Annotated in this window: 18 protein-coding genes and 1 tRNA gene; 11 read left to right on the top strand and 8 right to left on the bottom strand. The window is 39.7% G+C overall.

Annotated elements, in window-relative coordinates:
* Positions 1-5 precede the first annotated feature (5 nt).
* The 3 genes from VXM68_RS04345 to VXM68_RS04335 form a co-directional block, all read right to left on the bottom strand.
* Positions 6-1352 (bottom strand): glycoside hydrolase family 105 protein, encoded by a 1347-nt coding sequence (locus tag VXM68_RS04345; protein ID WP_367210563.1) that lies wholly within the window; start codon positions 1350-1352, stop codon positions 6-8.
* Between the two features lie 7 nt (positions 1353-1359).
* Positions 1360-3030 (bottom strand): glycoside hydrolase family 28 protein, encoded by a 1671-nt coding sequence (locus tag VXM68_RS04340; RefSeq protein ID WP_367210562.1) that lies wholly within the window; start codon positions 3028-3030, stop codon positions 1360-1362.
* Between the two features lie 88 nt (positions 3031-3118).
* A complete protein-coding gene (locus VXM68_RS04335; protein ID WP_367210561.1) occupies positions 3119-4099 on the bottom strand; it encodes a pectinesterase family protein in 981 nt (326 codons plus the stop codon).
* Positions 4100-4292: 193 nt separating this feature from the next.
* Between VXM68_RS04335 and murF the strand changes: the two genes are divergently transcribed.
* The 4 genes from murF to VXM68_RS04315 all read left to right on the top strand — a co-directional run bounded on the left by murF (position 4293) and on the right by VXM68_RS04315 (position 8469).
* Positions 4293-5594 (top strand): UDP-N-acetylmuramoyl-tripeptide--D-alanyl-D-alanine ligase, encoded by a 1302-nt coding sequence (gene murF / locus VXM68_RS04330; RefSeq protein ID WP_367210560.1) that lies wholly within the window; start codon positions 4293-4295, stop codon positions 5592-5594.
* A gap of 136 nt (positions 5595-5730) precedes the next feature.
* Positions 5731-5853, top strand: coding sequence for a hypothetical protein (locus VXM68_RS04325; RefSeq protein ID WP_293957265.1), 123 nt, complete (start codon positions 5731-5733; stop codon positions 5851-5853).
* Positions 5854-5925: 72 nt separating this feature from the next.
* A complete protein-coding gene (gene truA, locus VXM68_RS04320) occupies positions 5926-6681 on the top strand; it encodes a tRNA pseudouridine(38-40) synthase TruA (RefSeq protein WP_293957264.1) in 756 nt (251 codons plus the stop codon).
* Positions 6682-6705: 24 nt separating this feature from the next.
* Positions 6706-8469 carry an ABC transporter ATP-binding protein gene (locus tag VXM68_RS04315; RefSeq protein WP_367210559.1) on the top strand — a complete coding sequence of 588 codons (1764 nt, stop codon included), beginning with the start codon at positions 6706-6708 and terminating at the stop codon, positions 8467-8469.
* Here the strand turns inward: VXM68_RS04315 and VXM68_RS04310 are convergent, their stop codons facing one another.
* Positions 8470-8991, bottom strand: coding sequence for a hypothetical protein (locus VXM68_RS04310; protein ID WP_293957262.1), 522 nt, complete (start codon positions 8989-8991; stop codon positions 8470-8472). It abuts the gene before it with no gap.
* 187 nt (positions 8992-9178) lie between these two features.
* Between VXM68_RS04310 and VXM68_RS04305 the strand changes: the two genes are divergently transcribed.
* A complete protein-coding gene (locus VXM68_RS04305) occupies positions 9179-9661 on the top strand; it encodes a DUF4293 domain-containing protein (protein ID WP_294186011.1) in 483 nt (160 codons plus the stop codon).
* A gap of 66 nt (positions 9662-9727) precedes the next feature.
* On the top strand, positions 9728-10192 hold the full coding sequence (locus tag VXM68_RS04300) for a hypothetical protein (RefSeq protein WP_293957261.1): 465 nt from the start codon (positions 9728-9730) through the stop codon (positions 10190-10192).
* A gap of 68 nt (positions 10193-10260) precedes the next feature.
* Here the strand turns inward: VXM68_RS04300 and VXM68_RS04295 are convergent, their stop codons facing one another.
* Positions 10261-10800 (bottom strand): DUF2892 domain-containing protein, encoded by a 540-nt coding sequence (locus tag VXM68_RS04295; RefSeq protein ID WP_209578373.1) that lies wholly within the window; start codon positions 10798-10800, stop codon positions 10261-10263.
* Positions 10801-11002: 202 nt separating this feature from the next.
* Between VXM68_RS04295 and ung the strand changes: the two genes are divergently transcribed.
* Positions 11003-11677 (top strand): uracil-DNA glycosylase, encoded by a 675-nt coding sequence (ung, locus tag VXM68_RS04290; protein ID WP_294186008.1) that lies wholly within the window; start codon positions 11003-11005, stop codon positions 11675-11677.
* Between the two features lie 131 nt (positions 11678-11808).
* Here the strand turns inward: ung and VXM68_RS04285 are convergent, their stop codons facing one another.
* A complete protein-coding gene (locus VXM68_RS04285) occupies positions 11809-12279 on the bottom strand; it encodes an Lrp/AsnC family transcriptional regulator (protein ID WP_046673117.1) in 471 nt (156 codons plus the stop codon).
* A gap of 331 nt (positions 12280-12610) precedes the next feature.
* Here VXM68_RS04285 and sufB point away from each other — a divergent pair, with 331 nt between their 5' ends.
* From sufB to sufD, 3 genes are all read left to right on the top strand, one after another.
* On the top strand, positions 12611-14062 hold the full coding sequence (gene sufB / locus VXM68_RS04280; RefSeq protein WP_293957259.1) for a Fe-S cluster assembly protein SufB: 1452 nt from the start codon (positions 12611-12613) through the stop codon (positions 14060-14062).
* 63 nt (positions 14063-14125) lie between these two features.
* On the top strand, positions 14126-14884 hold the full coding sequence (gene sufC, locus VXM68_RS04275) for a Fe-S cluster assembly ATPase SufC (protein WP_367210558.1): 759 nt from the start codon (positions 14126-14128) through the stop codon (positions 14882-14884).
* A 59-nt stretch (positions 14885-14943) separates the two neighbouring features.
* Entirely contained in the window at positions 14944-16251 is a 1308-nt protein-coding gene (sufD, locus tag VXM68_RS04270; protein ID WP_367210557.1) for a Fe-S cluster assembly protein SufD, read from the top strand.
* Positions 16252-16822: 571 nt separating this feature from the next.
* On the opposite strand, the gene VXM68_RS04265 is transcribed toward sufD, so the two are convergent.
* Together VXM68_RS04265 and VXM68_RS04260 are read right to left on the bottom strand one after the other, a co-directional pair.
* Positions 16823-16895, bottom strand: a tRNA-Gly gene (locus VXM68_RS04265).
* 59 nt (positions 16896-16954) lie between these two features.
* Entirely contained in the window at positions 16955-18499 is a 1545-nt protein-coding gene (locus VXM68_RS04260; RefSeq protein WP_294186004.1) for an NAD(P)/FAD-dependent oxidoreductase, read from the bottom strand.
* A 160-nt stretch (positions 18500-18659) separates the two neighbouring features.
* On the opposite strand from VXM68_RS04260, the gene VXM68_RS04255 reads away from it, so the two are divergent.
* Positions 18660-19244, top strand: coding sequence for a LemA family protein (locus VXM68_RS04255; RefSeq protein WP_367210556.1), 585 nt, complete (start codon positions 18660-18662; stop codon positions 19242-19244).
* The last annotated feature ends 141 nt before the right edge of the window (positions 19245-19385 follow it).

The following is a 19385-nucleotide window of genomic DNA, read 5'->3' as shown; positions in this document are numbered from 1 at the left end:
AGTATTTAACTTCCCTCCATTTTTTTCAAATATCCTGCCCAATAAGGAAAAACCGTTGTTGTCATCTCCATCCCAAAGGTAGTGATAGGGTTTAAGCTCACCTGATGCCGTCTTTTTATACTCATTGTTGAAATAATTATCCAGTGTGACGACATGTTGTTTTCTGCCTTTTTTTCCCGCGCCAATTCAACTTCTGATGCGGCAAGGATAAAGGCACCAATACCTTTTGGATCGTTAGTAACAACGGGTTCACTCATGTAATATGCAAAACTACCGTCGCGATATTTTTTTCCTCCTAAACCAGAAACCTGCACCGTTTTGTTGAGGTCTACACGGTTATCTCCAGCAACGCTAATAAATTCCTTTACGATCCCTTGATAGCCCCGATCCAAATACTTCTGAAACGATGTTCGAATATACCCCTTACGTAATGATTTCGCTAATCCAAATACGAACATACTGGAAGCTGAAGACTCTAAATAATTTCCCTTTCTCGTTCCCAAATCCACAATATCGTACCAAACACCAGTTTTGGTGTCCTGGTATTTAACAACGGCTGATAGGGTTCGATCTAAGATTGCGATCAGTTCCTGTCTGCGCGGGTGATCTTCCGGAAAATAATCCAATACGTCTACCAGAGCCATAACATACCAGCCCATACCGCGGGCCCAAAAATGTGGTGATAGACCTGTTTTTGGATCGGACCAGCGTTCCTTCTTTGATTCGTCCCAACCATGATACAAAAGCCCAGTTTTTGGATCACGGGCATTTTTTTCCATGTAGACAAATTGGTTTGCGATATCATCAAAAGCGGATGGAATATTCATAAGGCTAGCGTATTCAGCATAGAAGGGCTGGGCCATGTAAAGGCCATCTAACCACATCTGATAAGGATAAATCTTCTTATGCCAAAAACCGCCCTCATGAGTACGTGGATGTTTTTGAAGTTGTGCATATAACCGATGGCATGCCTGAAGATATTTTTCTTTGCCTGTTACTTTATATAGCATTAATAGGGTTGTGCCGTTTTTGATGTTGTCAATATTGAAGTCTTCGACATCATAATTTTTAATAGAATCAGGTATACTCAGGTAAGCATCCATGCGGGATTGCATATAGTTAAAATAATCTGCATTTCCTGTATTGCGCCATACCGCTGTTAAGCCTTCAAAAATAACCCCCATATCGTACGACCATTTTGGAAACTTGTCCGTCTTATTAAATAAAGAATCTGGATAAAGTTTTTCAAGTACTGTGTTGGCCATTTGTTCAGAAAGAGGTTTCTGTTGTCCAAATCCTGCGAATGGAATAAGTATCGGCAGGACTAAAAAAAATAAAAATAACTTTCTCATCACGTTCCTAATTTTTAATTGTTAAGGACTTTTCTGTACTTCCTGCAATAAATTGACTGACAACTTTAGCCGAGGATGTATTGGATTTTGTTAGTCGTATATTGTCACTTCTATCACCAGAAACTTGGACATACACCTCAGGAGCATCCAGTGCCTGGATATTGTCCAAATGTATGCCGCTGCTGTTTTCAATAGTAATGAGTGGATTACTTTGCTGTGTTTTTAATACAATATTTTTAAGATTGATTTGCGAAGCTTCAATGATCTCAATTCCTTTATTTGCCTGCAGTGTTGCATGCTCAATCCAGATGTTCTGAATGTGCATTTCAGGAAGACCTCGGAAGAAAATCCCTTTTGAAGCTCCCTTAGCTACAATATTTTTGATATAGAAATTCTTGAATTGGGGTGTCTCTTCTGTGACTGGAATGCTGACTGATTTTATCGCGGGTCTCTTTTCTCCAGCAAGCGGTACCGGATCTACAGCAGCATAATACATATCGAATAAGATCGCTTCACCGGGGATATCAACCATATTGATGTTATTGATAAATATATTTTCAACGATTCCACCTCTTCCACGTGTTGTTTTGAAACGAAGTCCAATGTCAGTACCAATAAATGAACAGTCTTCAACCCATATATTGCGCGCCCCGCCACTCATCTCACTGCCAATCACAAAGCCCCCATGAGCGTGATAAACAACACTGTTGCGGATAATGACATTTTCTGTTGGTTTACCCCGTTCTCGCCCCGCTTTATCGCGGCCGGACTTAATACAAATGCCGTCATCACCAACATCGAAAGTGCAATCTTCAATGAGGACGTTCTTACAAGATTCAACATCTACACCATCCCCATTCTGGCCATACCAAGGGTTGCGGACAGATACTTTGCGTAAGGTAAGGTCTTGACATAAAAGGGGATGTATATTCCAGGCTGGGGAGTTTTGGATTGTAACCCCTTCTATTAATACTTTTTTACAATTTGTAAATACCAAAAGATTGGGACGTAAAAAATCTTTAACATCTTTGAAGTCTTCGGAGGTCGTACCCGGACGGATTACGCCCGCCTTTTTTTGTTTTGAACCTCTAAGAGAACTTTCCGAGGGGTACCATATTGCGGCATCGCTATCGACTGTCCCGCCAGATGCTACAAGGTTTTTCCATTGAGAGCTTGTGAGTTTGCTTTTTTTGACCATCCGCCAAGCATCGCCGCTTCCATCAATAATACCAGCACCTGTAATAGCAATATTGCTTAGATTTTTACCCGATATTGGGTTTTGATTTCGCCATGCTGGCTCTCCTTCCCAATTTGATTCAACAAGTTTGTACTGATCAAAATCCTTGGTAAATAGCAAGACGGCATCTCGTTTAAGGTGTAGATTTACATTACTCTGCATCTCAATAGGGCCTGTGAGCCAAATTCCTGCAGGGATCAATACCACGCCCCCACCACGTTCACTACACGTGCGTATGGTTTGGTTAATAGTCGCCGTATTCAGAAATTGACCATTTCCTTTGGCTCCATAATTACTAATATTTAAAGTGTCTTTTTTAAATTCGACCTGCTGTATAACTGGACGAGCCGGTTCTTGCGACATGCCAATCTGTGGAAGCATAAGAAACAAACCGAGTGCGAATTGTAATGTACGGGAATAGTACCTTTTAAACGGAGTCATTTTTTTACATTTTGGTTTAAAAATGGTTATTTGCAAAAGCAATTGTACATTCTTTGTTTGTAACTTGGATGAAAAACTTATGCAATCGTTACCGGCCATCACTTAGGCTATCGAATGAGAGATTTGGCGTCCAATCCTTGAAAATATGCTGAATAGTAATGTTCTTTACTTCTCTATCTGTTAGGATATGACTCCATTTGACACGACTTTGTGACATGGAACCTGCTCCTTTACTGTTATATTCTGCAAAATAGGCTGTCTTTTCGTTCGATTCCTTTCCCCAGTTGTGCCACCCTTTGCTTTCTATAAATTTTGGTAGGTTACAATTCATGAAGATTACTTTGGCATAAGGCCGCCAAGGCCGACCTAAGTAGAAACTCTTTGTGTCTTTATTTCCAGTTACCTTGCAGTTGTTAAAAATATAGCCAAAGTCTGCTTGCTCTGGAGTTGCGGCGGCGGTAATATATCCGCTGTTTTTGCAATGTAGTTCGCAGTCCTCGAACCAAGCTGTGGACGCACCAAAGATAAAATCCACCGTTCCTTCGATATAGCATTGAAAATAAAACTGCCTTGCACCTTTCCCATAGGTATACAAGGTGTCTTGAAAACCCAAGAAGCGACAATGGAGAAACAGGTTGCGATCGCCTGCTATCCAGGCTGCAACAGCCTGCCCCACCGGGCCAGATACGTTCTCAAAAGAAAGGTTTATAGCTGTAAAGTCATCGCCATAACAATAGAATGTTGCAGAGCCAGAGGTACCCATTTCTTCACCAAAACGATTTTTCTTTTGTGCGTAATCATCGTGACTGATAACCGTTCGAAATTTATCTTCACCAATCAAGGTGACAAACTGCTTACTGCCCGGCACAATGATTTTTTCGCGATAGGTTCCATTTTTGATAAATATTTTAGTCTCCTTTTTTCGAAAATCAGGAACAGCATTGATGGCGTCTTGAACCGTGGTGAAATCTCCAGTACCATCCGCCGCCACGGTAAAGTCATAACGCTTTACGTCCACAGCAAAAAGAAAAAAAGGGATTAAAAAAAGAGAAAGTATAGTTGCTCGCATTCCAGATTGTTTAATTGGTGAATGAAATTACCAATATTAAAGCCTTCGTTAAAGAAAATCCCTCAAAATAAATGCGCAAACGTTATCGGTCACGTTTGCGGAAAGGAGTTAGATGCTAAATTGTTTAGACGAAAGATAATTGTATTGCATATAAAAAGCAATTTCTCTAAGTTTGTTCAACAAATTGCTCAACATGGATATCCAATCACTCTATCAGATTTATAAACAGTATCCGAATATTACAACAGATACACGTAAAATTGGAAAAGATAGTATCTTTTTCGCTTTAAAAGGGGCTAATTTCAATGGCAATACGTTCGCAGAAAATGCGATTGAAATGGGCGCTAAATATGTTGTTATTGACGAAGATATTTACCAAAAAGATGAAAGGTATATTCTTGTTGATGATGTTCTTAATACATTGCAGCAGCTTGCGAATTATCACCGGCATCAATTGCATATTCCCATTATTGGCGTGACTGGTACGAATGGAAAAACAACAACCAAAGAGCTGTTATATGCGGTGGTTTCACAAAAGTTCAAGGCATATGCAACGAAAGGAAATTTAAATAACCACATTGGAGTTCCGTTAACTTTATTAGCAATAGACGATTCGTTCGAACTGGCAATCATAGAAATGGGAGCAAATCATTTAAAAGAAATTGCTTTTTTATGTGGAATTGCCGAACCGACACATGGTTTGATTTCCAACGTTGGTAAAGCACATCTCGAGGGTTTTGGATCTTTTGAAGGTGTAAAGACAACCAAAGGCGAACTGTACGACTGGTTGCAGGACCATCAGGGTGTATTATTTTTGCAGGCGGATAATCCACATCTTAAGGAAATGGCTGCCGCCCGCCAGATAACCGATATTGTTACTTATGGTTTTTCGGAAAATAATCAGGTCATAGGGAAGCTTCTTAAAGCAAATCCTCTGTTGCAAATTGAATGGCAAAAGAAGGGTACGACCGACTCTTATATAGTAAATACCCAATTAACAGGATCTTATAATACCGAAAATTTTCTAGCTGCTATTGCCGTAGGGCTGCATTTTGACATTTCTGCTGAAGCGATCAATCAGGGGATTGAAGGGTACACCCCAACGAACAATCGTTCTCAGGTGATGAAAACTGCACACAATACACTGATCTGCGATTATTATAATGCAAATGCAACGAGCATGTCCGCTGCACTAGATAATATCCGTATTATTGATGCAGATAAGAAAGCAATTGTATTGGGAGATATGTTCGAATTGGGAGAAGAATCTTTTGAAGAGCATAAAAAAATTGTCGAAAACGTAAGATCTATCCCAGCTGATCGCAAGATCTTTGTTGGAAAAGAGTTTTTTGTGCATCGATACGAGGGGGGAGAGTTTTATGAAACTACTGCCGAAGCAAAACAAGCCATCCGTGACACGCCAGTAATGAACAGCACGGTTTTACTGAAAGCCTCAAGGGGCATGGCGTTTGAAAATTTAGTCGAATTACTATAGCCTTTTTAGCTTTGTGTTATGCACAACTAGGGGATAAGTTTGGCGTGCAACCATATTGCGACCATGGTGCTCCCGCATTGAATGTACTTTAAAAGGTGGACTCAACGTGGACTCACGGTGGACTTACCGTGGTCGCATGGCGAAGATAGTAGGTGTTTACTGTGGCTTTGGTGCCGCTGAATACCAAATTACCCATCAGGCAGATTTGAGTAAAAAGGAAGTGCAAAACAAACAGTTTTGTCATGTAAGAATTAAATAATGAGTAAAATGAGCAAATTCGTTCTACTGAGAAATGATGCTCATTTGGAAAAACGTACCTTTGTTACATATAATGGATAAAAGACGTTTTTTTTTAGAAATAGCCTATTTTGGGCAGGCTTATCATGGTTGGCAGATTCAGAATAATGCAATTTCCGTGCAAGAAGTACTGAATAATGCGCTTGAAATCCTATTGCGGGAACCCATCGAAACAACTGGTGCTGGCCGCACAGATACCGGTGTTCATGCGAAACAATTGTATGCACATTTTGATGTTGTTCCTGTGGGCATTTTGCAAAAAGCAGATCGATTTATTCATTCACTTAACGCCTTATTGCCTTTTGATGTGGCAGTAAAGCGCTTGATTGAAGTGGAGCCTGAAGCGCATGCACGCTTTGATGCGACACAAAGATCATATGAGTACCATCTTCATTTTCATAAAGATCCTTTCCTATATCCCTATTCATGTTTTATGCGCGATCGCCCGGATGTAGAAAAGATGAATGAAGCGGCACAGTTTTTATTGGGTAAGCAAGATTTCGAATGCTTTAGTAAGTCTCATACGCAGGTGTTTACAAATATTTGCGATATTCGTAGAGCAGAATGGGTATGGCATAATGAGCAACAATTGGTTTTCCACATTTCAGCAGATCGTTTTTTGCGTAATATGGTGCGTGCTATTGTGGGCACATCGTTAGAAATCGGAATAAAAGGGAAGCCAATTTCGTTTATGCAAGAGGTAATTCATAGCAAGAACCGAGGGAAAGCTGGCGTTTCCGTGCCGGCACATGGCTTGTATTTAACAGAAGTAGCATATCCTTATTTATAGTATTTAATACATATAGAATTTAACGTGAGTCAAGATAAAATAACTGGTAAAACCTACGATATCAATTTGGTAAAGCGCATGAGTCGCTATATGCGGCCGTATCATGTCGCATTTTGGATATCGGTCGTTCTAACGATATTGTTAGCCGCTGTGGCGCCCGCTTTGCCCATGCTAATTCAGCATACACTGGATAACTATATCTTAAACTTCGATACACGCGGATTATCTTTTATGTTGATAGCGATGTTGGCCCTGGTCATCCTGCAGACTTTGATCCGTTATTATCATACCCTAATGACGAATACCTTGGGGCAGTCCGTAATTCGCGATATCCGAATTCAGGTATTTAATCACATCGTACAACTCAGGTTGAAATATTTCGATCGTACGGCATTGGGGAAATTGATAACACGTACCATCTCTGATCTGGAAACCCTTTCGAATATTTTTTCTGAAGGGTTGATTCAAATTATTGGTGATCTATTACAGCTGATTGTTATTCTAGTTGTCATGTTTTACTCCGACTGGAAACTGACATTGATTGTTTTGATTCCAATGCCTTTGATGGTGGGAGCGACTTATGTGTTTAAAGAGGCGATGAAGTCTGCTTTTATTGATGTTAGAAAATGGGTTTCCAACTTGAACACTTTTCTGCAAGAACACATTACGGGAGTCGGTATTATCCAATATTTTGCGCGCGAAAGGCAAGAAATGGATAAGTTTAAGGAGATTAATGCACAACATCGAAATGCACATATCCGGACGAATTGGTACTTCTCCATCTTTTTCCCCGTATTGGAAATTATCATGGCCATTGCCCTGGGTTTATTGGTCTGGTTCGGTTCCAAGCAGATTATGGGGGATGTGATCTCTCCAGGTGTCGTGGTCGCTTTTATCATGTATATCAATATGATCTTTAGACCCATTCGGGAGCTTATAGATAAGTTTAATACCCTTCAAATGGGGATGGTGAGCGCTGAGCGCATCTTTGAAGTCCTGGACACTGACGAAAAGACACCAAATTTAGGAATCTTGAAACCCCGTCATATCAACGGAGAAATTGTGTTTAAGCAAGTTTGGTTCGCCTATAATGAAGAAAACTGGGTGCTGAAGGATGTGAATTTCAATGTCAATCCAGGGGAGACTTTGGCTTTAGTGGGAGCTACTGGTGCCGGAAAGTCTTCGACGATCAACATTCTGAGCCGGTTTTATGAAATAAATAAAGGTGAAATTCTGTTGGACGGCCGTAATATCCGCGATTATGACCTTGATTATTTGAGAAATACAATAGCAACGGTATTGCAGGATGTATTCCTTTTTTCAGATAGTGTTCTCAACAATATTACGCTCGGTGATCCAACGATTTCTAGGGAGCAGGTAATCGCAGCCGCGAAGGAAGTAGGAGCGCATAATTTTATTATGCGGCTGCCCGGGGGCTATGATTATGATGTGAAAGAGCGGGGAGCGACTTTGTCTGCCGGACAGGCACAGTTGATTTCTTTTATACGGGCGCTGGTGCACGATCCGCGGATTCTTATCTTGGATGAAGCGACCTCTTCGGTAGATACCGAAACGGAAGAGCTAATCCAGTATGCAATTGACAATTTAATGAAGGGTAGAACATCAATTGTTATTGCTCACCGCTTGTCCACCATTCAGAAGGCGGACAAGATTATTGTGTTGGATAAAGGCGAGATAAAAGAAATCGGAACACATCAAGAGTTGTTATCTTTTGATGGTTACTATAAGAAACTATACGACTTGCAATTTCATTCCGCAGGAATTTAATTAAACAATAATACTCTCTTTAGGAATAGTTTCTTCATCCTCAATACGTGTATTTGCTTTAATTTCGGAACCTCGTCCTACAAGAACATTTGATCCAATTGAAACATTTGGTCCGATATTAACGAAATCTTCAATAATGGTATTACTTTCGATAACTGCAGAGCCCGAGATAACGCAGTGGTCGCCTATCTGTACATCAGGAGCGACAGAAGCGCCAGGAAGGATAATGGTACCTTCTCCAATTTCGGCTCTCTTTGATACGAAAGCTTTCGGATGGATGAGCGTCTTGTAGTTCCAGCCAGCATTTTCCGATACAATCCGTTGACGAAGACCCGGATTTTTGACTGCAATAAAGAAATCTTCTTCCGTTTCTTTAACTTGATGATGAAGTTGAACCTCATAATCAAATACATCTTCAATGAGCAGCGATTTGTCGATAAGGCCACCAATTTCAATCGCGAGGTCTTCTGCTACATCGACTGCAGTTTTTGCGTGGGCAGTTGCGCCGTAAATATATAACATGTTTTTTTTCGCAAAGATAAAGCTTTCTATAAAGATGCCCTTTGGTATCCGGTAAAAAATTACAACAAAATGGAGATTTGATTGTTTTTCTACTTAAAGAGTTATAAAGTTGATTGTTTTTCGCAAGCAATTATATTGCATATAAAGATCAATTTATCTAAGTTTGTTGCTATACAAAAATTAAACTATGATTCAACGTATCCAAACTGTTTATTTGCTGATAGCAGGACTAGTTATATTCGGCTTGTTTCTATTTCCCTATGTTAATTATAGTGATTTAGTGGGTTTAGGAAAAAATGTAAAAGTAACTGGCGTGTATGGTGTGGCTGCAGGCCAGTCTGTACATGAAGGGGGCTTCGTGTACATCCTTCAGACTGTAGCAACCGTTTTGTTGGGAGGGCTTCCGATATTTACGATATTTAAGTTTAAAAAACGTAAAGTTCAACTTTTGCTAATCTGGGTGGAGATTGTGGCGATTATATTATTTGCAATATGGTTATATTCATCTGCAAGTACCCATCTAGCCACAGTAAGCCAATTTTTGGGTGCTGGAAATATCGGCGTGGGATTCTTTTTATTGCCAATTTCGATTATTTTCTGTGCGTTAGCCATGGGAGGCGTGCGTAAAGATGAAAAGTTAATCCGATCTGCGGATCGCTTACGGGCATAATTTTAAAATAATAGTACAATAATAATCAAAGCTACGGTCTTCGTGGCTTTTTTAAGTATATATGATATGAATATTTTTGTTCGATATATTTCCATCTTCATACTTTTCCTTGGGGGCAGAATAGTACATGCGCAGTCTGCAGATTCCTTGCTGGTTGTTGACGATATTCAGTTTGATGTCAAGGGATATTATGTAGATGAATCTAAGAAAGAATTGGTGGTTAATCTATTTGCTATATCGTACAGTACTGATCCGAGGGAATATAAAATGAATACCTTTTCAACGCAGGTGTTCGATCAGAAAAAACAGCCTCATTTTTTTTCAGAGATCCAAATGGGAAATGTTTTGGTTAAGTTCGAAGATAAACAGAATTATCTGCATTATTTATTAGAAGAAGATAAGCCTGTGGATATACAGGTGGTTGTTAAGGATTGGAAGAAAACGGATAAGCCGGTTATGATCAAGCTGGTGTTCGAGAGCAGTACAGAAGAAGGCGAGTTTTTAGATGTTCCTATTCTATTAAAGAATTAGTTGATTGATGTATCGTTCAAAAAAAGCTTCGAAGTTATAACTTTGAAGCTTTTTTTATTTGATTAATATTATCGATTATATCGGATCTGCTGCCTATCCATCATGCCCATCTGATCTTTCATCATCTTGATCTGATCCGCCAATAATTTGTTTTTATCTGCTTTTTTCGCTTCTTGAAGAAGTTTTTCTGCTTCACGCTTATTGCGTTTTGCCATTGCTACCCCGGCCAGGCTTAATTTTGCTAAAGCAATATTATGGTCCATATGTAAACCCAGCGCCAATGCTTTCTTAAAATATTTTTCAGATTGCATGGGTGCACGTTGTGATTCGATCAGCCCAATCAGCATATTGTAGTAACCGTGCTGTTGTGGAATCAATTGCTTTTCGTAGTTGGTGATTTTTCCTAGCCATTTTTCTGCTGCGACCATATTTTGTTTACGCATATGCCATTGCGCAATCAGCATATATTCATGGAAAAATACAGTAACGAAGCCTAAAATTGTGACGAAAATACCTAATATTCCCCAGCCCCAGTTCCCAGTCCAGAATAAGGCAACTGTTCCGATAAGCAATGCACTGCAAATAATGATTCTAACGAGATTTGACATAAATCTTTGTTTAAAATATTTTTATTCAATTTAATCTTGCAAATATCCGTTTATTTCACCGTTTAAGCAACTTGTTCAGGTGGTTATTTTGTAAAAATGTATTTTTATAGAAGTCAGCGGCCTTAAACTAGTTGCGCATCTCGAAAGAGAAAGGGGGGCGGATAAATTTGCCTTTGTATTTAACTTTATCTATGTTTGAATTATGGAAAAGCAATATGATGATTCTTGGGCGCCTGTGTTAAAGCCGTTGTTCGCCCAACCTTATATGAAACAGTTGTCTACTTTTGTACAAGGGGAGCGTCGACAAAAGAAAGTGTTTCCACCGGCAGGTCTTGTGATGAATGCTTTTAAACTGACCCCACTGGATGAAGTGAAAGTTGTCATTTTAGGACAAGATCCTTACCATAATGACGGACAGGCGCATGGACTATCTTTTTCTGTTCCGGAAGGAATTGCGGTGCCGCCGTCCTTAAAAAATATTTTCAAGGAATTGCAAGATGACATCCCTGGTTTTGTTGAGCCACAATCTGGCAATTTGACTTCTTGGGCCAAACAAGGAGTGCTGCTATTGAATGCGACGTTGACCGTAGAAGCACATCGCGCAGCATCCCATCAAAAGAAAGGTTGGGAGATTTTTACAGACAGCATTATTCACGCCATTTCGGAGCATTGTGATCACGTCGTATTTCTATTATGGGGAAGTTATGCCCAAAAGAAAAATGTGCTTATTGATGCGAAAAAACACCTTATCCTAACGACGGTACACCCCTCACCCTTATCTGTTTATCGCGGTTTTTTTGGTAGCAAGCACTTTTCGAAAGCAAACGAATACTTGGTTGCGCAGGGTAAAACTGCAATTGATTGGCGACTGGTTTAAATTTTGCAAGGAGCTTCTTTATACCGTTGCCCGCGTTCGCCTGGAAAAGTGGATGTTCTTTAAAGGTAAGCTGCTGGTAAAGATGTTTTTGATAGAGACTAGGTGTCGTTGCCTAATAATTCATATAACACTTAATATTCCAAAGGAATAATAGGCTCTTTTTTACTTGTAGACATAATCATCATGGTTTGGAATGTCTTTACAAAAGGGATTTTGGATATTTTTTCCATAATAACGCCTTCATAAGCTTTGATATCTTTCACGTAAACTTTGAGGATGAAATCGCAATTTCCTGTAACGTGGTGGCACTCGGTTACTTCAGGTATCATTTTTACTGCGGCAACAAACTCCGGTATCGCATTGTGTGTATGGAAGTCGAGTGAGATTTGAATGAACGATTTGATTCCAAGACCTAACTTCTCTTCGTCTACAAACGCATGATAACTTTTGATGAAGCCTGAATTTTCCAGCTTTCGCACGCGCTCTAATGTTGGAGCGGGAGAAAGTCCAATGCTGGAAGCGAGCTGCAAATTTGTTATACGACCATTCTCTTGTAATAGTTTAAGAATTTTTAAATCTGTTTTGTCCGGTGCAAAGGGCATATCTTAAGTCTTAATAATCAATACTATTTGTAAATATACAAAATTAAATTTGGAAATTTAAAAATATACAAAATTATTAATGATTAATAGATTTTAGCTATAGAATTAGTTGTTCCCTATAGCTTTAATCGATGGAAAATCATTTGACTGTCATAATCGTTTGAAATGTGTTCATTTTAATTAAATAGAGTGACAAATATCATTTTTTATTAAAAATGCTAGCGTATAGCCGTATAAAATGCTGTTTTATTGGCTTTGAAATTGTAACTTTGCAGTTCGATAGGTGGGGAGGTGAAGCCCTCCCAAATTAGTTAAACCGTGAGAGCGCAATATGAGTACTAAAGACGACGATTTGTTAAAAGAGCTGGAGCTCGAAGAATATAAATACGGGTTCACGACAGATATTGAAATGGAAATTGCAGCCAAAGGCCTTAGTGAGGATACGGTGCGTTTTATTTCGGCAAAGAAGAATGAGCCTGAATGGTTATTGGAGTGGCGATTAAAAGCTTTCCGTCATTTCTTGACGTTGAAAATGCCTACTTGGCAAAATTTTAAAGCTCCTGAAATTGATTTTCAAGAGATTTCTTACTACGCAGCTCCTAAAGCAAAACCACAGCTGAATTCAATGGATGAAGTTGATCCTGAATTAATTGCTACTTTCGAGAAATTGGGGATTCCTTTGGATGAGCAGAAAGTATTAGCTGGGGTTGTTGCCGTAGATGCTGTCTTTGATTCAGTATCCGTCAAAACAACGTTTCGTGAGAAGTTAAAAGAACAAGGAGTCATTTTCTGTTCATTTGGTGAAGCTGTGCAAGAGCACCCAGAGTTGGTAAAAAAATATTTAGGCACAGTTGTCCCACAGACAGACAATATCTATGCGGCCTTGAATTCTGCTGTTTTCTCCGATGGTTCATTTGTTTATGTCCCAAAAGGAGTAAGATGTCCGATGGAATTATCGACCTATTTCCGTATCAATGCACAAAATACTGGACAGTTTGAGCGTACGTTGATCGTTGCGGATGAAGGGGCTTATGTATCTTATTTGGAGGGATGTACAGCGCCTATGCGTGATGAAAATCAACTGCATGCTGCAGTCGTTGAACTGATTGCGGAACGCGATGCGGAGATTAAATATTCAACAGTACAGAACTGGTATCCTGGTGATAAGGATGGAAAAGGCGGGATTTATAATTTTGTGACTAAACGTGGAATCTGTAAGGGGGACAACAGTAAAATTTCCTGGACTCAGGTAGAAACTGGTTCTGCAATTACGTGGAAATATCCGGGGGTGATTTTAAAAGGTAATAACTCGATTGGTGAATTTTACTCTGTGGCCATGACGCGTAATTATCAGGTGGCCGATACAGGTACGAAAATGATTCATTTGGGCAAGAACACAAAATCTAAAATTGTCTCTAAAGGTATCTCTGCCGGTAAGAGCCACAACAGTTATAGAGGTTTGGTAAAGATTGGACCGAATGCAGACAATTCGCGTAATTTTACACAATGTGATTCCTTATTGATTGGTGATAAATGCGGAGCGCATACGTTCCCTTATATCGAAAATAGAAATAAGACGGCTAAGTTAGAGCATGAAGCGACTACTTCTAAAATTGGTGAAGACCAAGTATTCTATTTGAATCAGCGTGGTATAGATTCAGAAAAAGCTGTTGGTCTAATTGTCAATGGTTATGCGAAGGAAGTATTAAATCAGTTGCCGATGGAGTTTGCGGTAGAGGCTCAAAAATTATTGGCAATTTCATTAGAAGGTTCAGTAGGATAGATAAAAAAACATTGGAAATGTAGTTTAATAATACTGCATTGTACCATACTCAATACGAATAAAATGTTAAGCATTAAAAATTTACATGCGTCTGTAGAAGACAAACAAATATTAAAAGGGTTAAACCTAGAAGTAAAAGCTGGAGAAATTCACGCGATTATGGGGCCAAATGGTGCTGGTAAAAGTACTTTGGGCAATGTATTGGCTGGACGTGAATCGTATGAAGTAAATGGAGGTTCGGCACTATTGGATGGTATAGATTTATTGGATCTTTCACCCGAGGATCGTGCACGTGAAGGGCTGTTCTTGGCTTTTCAATACCCTATTGAAATTCCGGGTGTATCGAATATCAATTTCTTGAAGACAGCTGTAAATGATATCCGCGAATACAAAGGGCTTCCTCCGATGGAAGCAAAGGAATTTTTACAGATGGTTAAAGACAAGCAAAAATTAGTAGAGTTTTCAGCTAATTTAGCTAACCGTTCTTTAAACGAAGGGTTTTCCGGCGGTGAGAAAAAGCGTAACGAGATTTTTCAATTGGCCATGTTAAATCCAAAATTGTCTATTTTGGATGAGACGGATTCTGGTTTGGATATCGATGCACTTCGTATCGTTGCAAACGGTGTGAATCAATTGCGCTCTAAAGACAATGCTTTTATTGTTATTACACATTACCAACGTCTGTTGGATTATATCGTTCCAGATTTTGTTCACGTATTGTATAATGGCCGTATCGTGAAATCGGGACCTAAAGAATTGGCTTTGGAGCTCGAAGAAAAAGGATACGATTGGTTAAAAGAATATGATACACAAAACGCCTAATCTTTTACCTGAGTAAATAGGATTGGAAGAGAATTTTGGCGATTTGATTAAAAAATAACATGAGTACATTAGTTTCAGAATCATTACTTCAACAAGTGTTGGGAGCATACAATGAGCAAGGCGTTTCGGACGAACCTTCGTTTTTTGTACAGGCCCGTCAACTTGCATTCGAGCGTTTCGAAGCAGCAGGCTTTCCCACCGTTAAGAATGAAGAATGGAAATATACAAACATCCACAGTATTATCAATAAGTCCTATGCGCTTGATGTTGATGTGGATATCGAAGGTTTAGACTTTAGTGCTGGTGAGATCCCTAAGCTGGATGCCTATCGCATTATCTTGGTAAATGGCCAATATGTATTGGCAGTAAGCGAACTAGAGAGTGTGAAAGGACTTTCGGTTGTTCCTATGGATGAGGCCGTGTCGGACCCTGCTTTTGAAGCGCATTTTGCCAAGTATGCCGATAAGTCAGACAATATTATGGTAGCGCTGAATACCGCTGCTTTCACGAATGGTGTTTTTATCCATGTAAAGAAAGGCACCGTAATTGATAAACCCATTCAGATTATTCATGTGGCAACAGGTAAGGAGGATTTCTTTGCACAAACACGTAATTTGATTGTTGTCGAACCAAATGCAGAGCTAGAGTTGATCGAAAGCTTCATCACTGCAGATGGTACTGCAAATAACGTTCACAATAAGGTTTCTGAGATTATCGTTAAAGAGAATGCAAAGATGCAACATTATTATTTGCAACTCGCTGGATCTGTAAGCCGATACTTTAATCATACAGAGGTACACCAAGAAAAATATAGCCTTTATAATAATTACAATTGTAATTTCCCTGGAGCACCATTTATTCGTAATAATATCAATGTACGTTTGGATGCAGAAAATGTGGAAAGCCATTTATATGGCATTAACTTAACTGCTGGAGAGCAACTGGTCGATAATCATACTATTGTAGATCATCTTAAGCCGCACTGTGAGTCTTACGAATGGTATAAGAATATTACGCAGGATAAATCCGTTGCTGTTTTCAATGGGAAAATTTTTGTTCGCGAAGATGCTCAAAAAACCAATGCTTTTCAACAGAACAATAACATGTTGATGTCAGATAATTCAGCTGTGTACACTAAGCCACAGTTGGAGATCTTTGCAGATGACGTAAAATGTTCGCATGGGTGTACGATTGGTCAGTTTGACAACGAAGCGCTGTTTTATCTAAGAGCAAGAGGGATTGGTGAAGAATCTGCACGTATCCTGTTGGTTCATGCCTTTGCATTTGATGTAACCACACGTTTCTCTAACGAAATTGTTCGGAAATATGTTGAAGAGCTTGTAGAGGAAAGCCTGAGAACAAGTTAAATCCATATTGGATTATACTGATTTTAAAATATGGCGTTTACTAATGAAGTAGACGCCATATTTTTTTTATGCGACCGATGGAATCGTAGTCATTATATCAATTGACATTTTCCTTCTTGTTGCTTTTAGTTGGATGGAAGAGCTTGTAATTGTATTGAGAAGAAATGCCCAAAAGATGTTGTACATCGCGGGGTATATATGGTATGATGCATGGGGACCAAATTCGCCCTTCTCACGGTGTTACAACGGATCTTAGTCGGAGTTTTAACGTTACTTGTTCGCTTGTAACCGAAGAAGCACCGAGCAAGCACCGAAGAAGCACCGAGGAAGTGTCGAACAAGATACCCATTAGGTCTTTCTTTCTTCCCTAGATAGAATCACAATTGAAATTTATATTTTCTTTGGTACCCGGTCGAAGTTTTGCTAATACTTCTTTCGTAAATTTAAACTCAAATTTGGCAAGGAGAGAAACGAAAGCGTTACTGGATGTAAATAGAAGGAAAAGAGACTATTATTAAAAGGAGACTATTATTAAATGCAAAAAGCTTCCAAATTTTGGAAGCTTTTTTAGAGCGAAAGACGAGATTCGAACTCGCGACCCCAACCTTGGCAAGGTTGTGCTCTACCAACTGAGCTACTTTCGCGTTGATGCTACAAAAATAACGCATTCATTCGTATTCTGCAAGAGAAAAAGCAAAAAATGTTAATTTAAATCGATCGCATCAACGCAATTAATACCATCTATTGCAGCAGAAATGATACCTCCGGCATAACCAGCACCCTCACCACACGGATAAAGCCCCTTGACCTGAGGATGTTGTAAATCTTCTTTATTTCTAGGAATACGGATCGGTGAAGACGTACGGGATTCGACCCCAACCAAAATAGCTTCATTGGTGTAATAACCTTTCATCTTTTTGCCAAAGATAGGCAAAGCACCTTGTAAGGCTTTGTGAACAAAAGACGGCAATACTTCGGTTAGGTCTGCGGAGGCTGTTCCGGGTTTGTAAGAATTCTCTGGTAAGTCGAAAGACACCCGACCTTCGACGAAATCAACCATGCGTTGTGCTGGAGCAATCAGGTTGCCACCGCCTATCGCAAAAGCTTTTTGTTCAATCTCCTTCTGAAAATTGAGTAATGCAAACGGATCTGTTTGTGCGTCGGCAACATCCGCTAGGTTTATTTGGATAACAGTGCCTGAATTAGCGTGCGGGTTATTTCGTTTAGATGGGGACCATCCATTGACAACAATTTCGTTTAAATCAGTCGCACAGGGAGCAATGACACCTCCAGGGCACATGCAGAAAGAAAATACACCACGGTCATTAACCTGTTCCACTAAGCTGTAATAGGCAGGCGGCAAATGCTCGCTTCTAACCTGACAGTGGTACTGTGCCTGATCAATAATTTTCTGAGGATGCTCGATGCGCACTCCTAAAGCAAATGGTTTGGCTTCAATCAGCCAATTATTACGGTGGAAAAGCTCGAAAATATCGCGAGCAGAGTGCCCTGTCGCTACGATAACGTGATCGGCTTTGATGTGTTCGCCACTGGCTAACTTGACGCCACGAACTTGCCCAAAAGATTCTAAAATGTCGTCCACACGCTGGTCAAAGTGAAATTCACCACCAAACTCAAGGATACTGTCGCGCATGGCTTCAATAATATGCGGTAGTTTGTTTGTGCCAATGTGTGGTCGGGCATTGACTAGAATATCTGTGGTGGCACCATGAGAGACAAATAGTTTGAGAACTTTGTCTACATCCCCCCTTTTATTGGAACGTGTATATAGTTTTCCATCCGAGTATGTCCCCGCGCCACCTTCACCAAAGCAGTAATTCGATTCGGGATTTACAATGCCTTCACGATTTAGCTTCGCAAGATCACGTCTACGGTCTTGTACTTTCTTACCACGCTCAATGACAATTGGTTTGAGGCCACGTTCAATGCAGCGGATCGCGGCAAATATACCAGCAGGCCCTGCGCCTACAATAATAACCGATTTTCCATCTTTGACAGACTTGAAATTATTTTCGTAGATTTCAGGGATAGGCAGTTCATCGATGTAGTAAATAATGCGGGTGCGATAGATTACCTGCCTACTGCGGGCATCAATTGAACGTTTTCTGATTTTGTATCCTTTGATTTGCTGGGGTTGAACGCGTAGGGTCTTTATACCTTGTTGTAGAATATAGTGTCCATCCTCCATTTTTTCAGGTGGTATCGCAATTTCAATTTCTTTTTGCATAGTGTAAGGGGCTGGGTTTTTATCCCAAAACCGATACAAAGTTAATGAATATTGACTATTTGGAGATTTGGAAATAAAAATATTCTTATCTTAGTAAGAGCTTGGTATATGCTTTGATAGTGTAACCGTATAATTTGAATAGTATTTAATTCTTTGAACAATGAAAATTAAAAGATTTTTGGTCGCCCTATGTGGTTTATTTGCATTAGTATCCTTAAACTCCTGCGGCTATAATACAATGGTCTCGCAAGATGAGAATGTTAAAGGAAAATGGGCACAAGTTGAAAATGCGTATCAACGTCGTGCAGATCTTGTTCCGAATTTGGTCAATACCGTAAAAGGAGCGGCAAAACATGAAGAAAGCACCTTGACCGCAGTTGTTGAAGCGAGAGCTAAAGCAACCTCTGTAACGATTAATGCGGATGATTTGTCTGCAGAAAATATCGCTAAATTTCAAAAAGTTCAAGACGAATTCAGTGGTTCATTGAGTCGCCTTTTGGCTTCCGTTGAAGCTTATCCTGACTTAAAGGCGAACCAAAACTTTTTGGAACTTCAAGCGCAATTAGAAGGTACTGAAAATCGTATTTCGACAGAGCGTAGAGCCTATAATGAAGCTGTACAGCAATATAACACAACAGTACGTAGCTTTCCCAACAATTTAATGGCCGGCATGTTTGGATTCAAAGCAAAAGGTACATTTACCGCTGCTCCAGGTTCTGATAAAGCGCCAACGGTGTCATTCTAAGCAACTTGACAGCAATGAATGGGACGATGGATGATGCGGCTTTCGTAGAAGCTCATCATCCATTTTTTTTCGTTTCTTAATTAGGAAATATTTTTTGGACATCGATTAACCTTTTGGTTACTCGTTAAAGAATATATAGAT

This window comes from Sphingobacterium sp. R2, from assembly GCF_040760075.1.
Lineage (GTDB): Bacteria > Bacteroidota > Bacteroidia > Sphingobacteriales > Sphingobacteriaceae > Sphingobacterium.
Note: the sequence above shows the minus strand (reverse complement) of the source record. Positions and strands in the feature narration are given on the sequence as shown.

Coding starts and splice junctions, on each gene's coding strand:
- VXM68_RS04345 (WP_367210563.1), bottom strand. CDS start 1,352: ATGAGAAAGTTATTTTTATTTTTTTTAGTCCTGCCGATACTTATTCCA.
- VXM68_RS04340 (WP_367210562.1), bottom strand. CDS start 3,030: ATGACTCCGTTTAAAAGGTACTATTCCCGTACATTACAATTCGCACTC.
- VXM68_RS04335 (WP_367210561.1), bottom strand. CDS start 4,099: ATGCGAGCAACTATACTTTCTCTTTTTTTAATCCCTTTTTTTCTTTTT.
- murF (WP_367210560.1), top strand. CDS start 4,293: ATGGATATCCAATCACTCTATCAGATTTATAAACAGTATCCGAATATT.
- VXM68_RS04325 (WP_293957265.1), top strand. CDS start 5,731: ATGGCGAAGATAGTAGGTGTTTACTGTGGCTTTGGTGCCGCTGAATAC.
- truA (WP_293957264.1), top strand. CDS start 5,926: ATGGATAAAAGACGTTTTTTTTTAGAAATAGCCTATTTTGGGCAGGCT.
- VXM68_RS04310 (WP_293957262.1), bottom strand. CDS start 8,991: ATGTTATATATTTACGGCGCAACTGCCCACGCAAAAACTGCAGTCGAT.
- VXM68_RS04305 (WP_294186011.1), top strand. CDS start 9,179: ATGATTCAACGTATCCAAACTGTTTATTTGCTGATAGCAGGACTAGTT.
- VXM68_RS04300 (WP_293957261.1), top strand. CDS start 9,728: ATGAATATTTTTGTTCGATATATTTCCATCTTCATACTTTTCCTTGGG.
- VXM68_RS04295 (WP_209578373.1), bottom strand. CDS start 10,800: ATGTCAAATCTCGTTAGAATCATTATTTGCAGTGCATTGCTTATCGGA.
- ung (WP_294186008.1), top strand. CDS start 11,003: ATGGAAAAGCAATATGATGATTCTTGGGCGCCTGTGTTAAAGCCGTTG.
- VXM68_RS04285 (WP_046673117.1), bottom strand. CDS start 12,279: ATGCCCTTTGCACCGGACAAAACAGATTTAAAAATTCTTAAACTATTA.
- sufB (WP_293957259.1), top strand. CDS start 12,611: ATGAGTACTAAAGACGACGATTTGTTAAAAGAGCTGGAGCTCGAAGAA.
- sufC (WP_367210558.1), top strand. CDS start 14,126: ATGTTAAGCATTAAAAATTTACATGCGTCTGTAGAAGACAAACAAATA.
- sufD (WP_367210557.1), top strand. CDS start 14,944: ATGAGTACATTAGTTTCAGAATCATTACTTCAACAAGTGTTGGGAGCA.
- VXM68_RS04260 (WP_294186004.1), bottom strand. CDS start 18,499: ATGCAAAAAGAAATTGAAATTGCGATACCACCTGAAAAAATGGAGGAT.
- VXM68_RS04255 (WP_367210556.1), top strand. CDS start 18,660: ATGAAAATTAAAAGATTTTTGGTCGCCCTATGTGGTTTATTTGCATTA.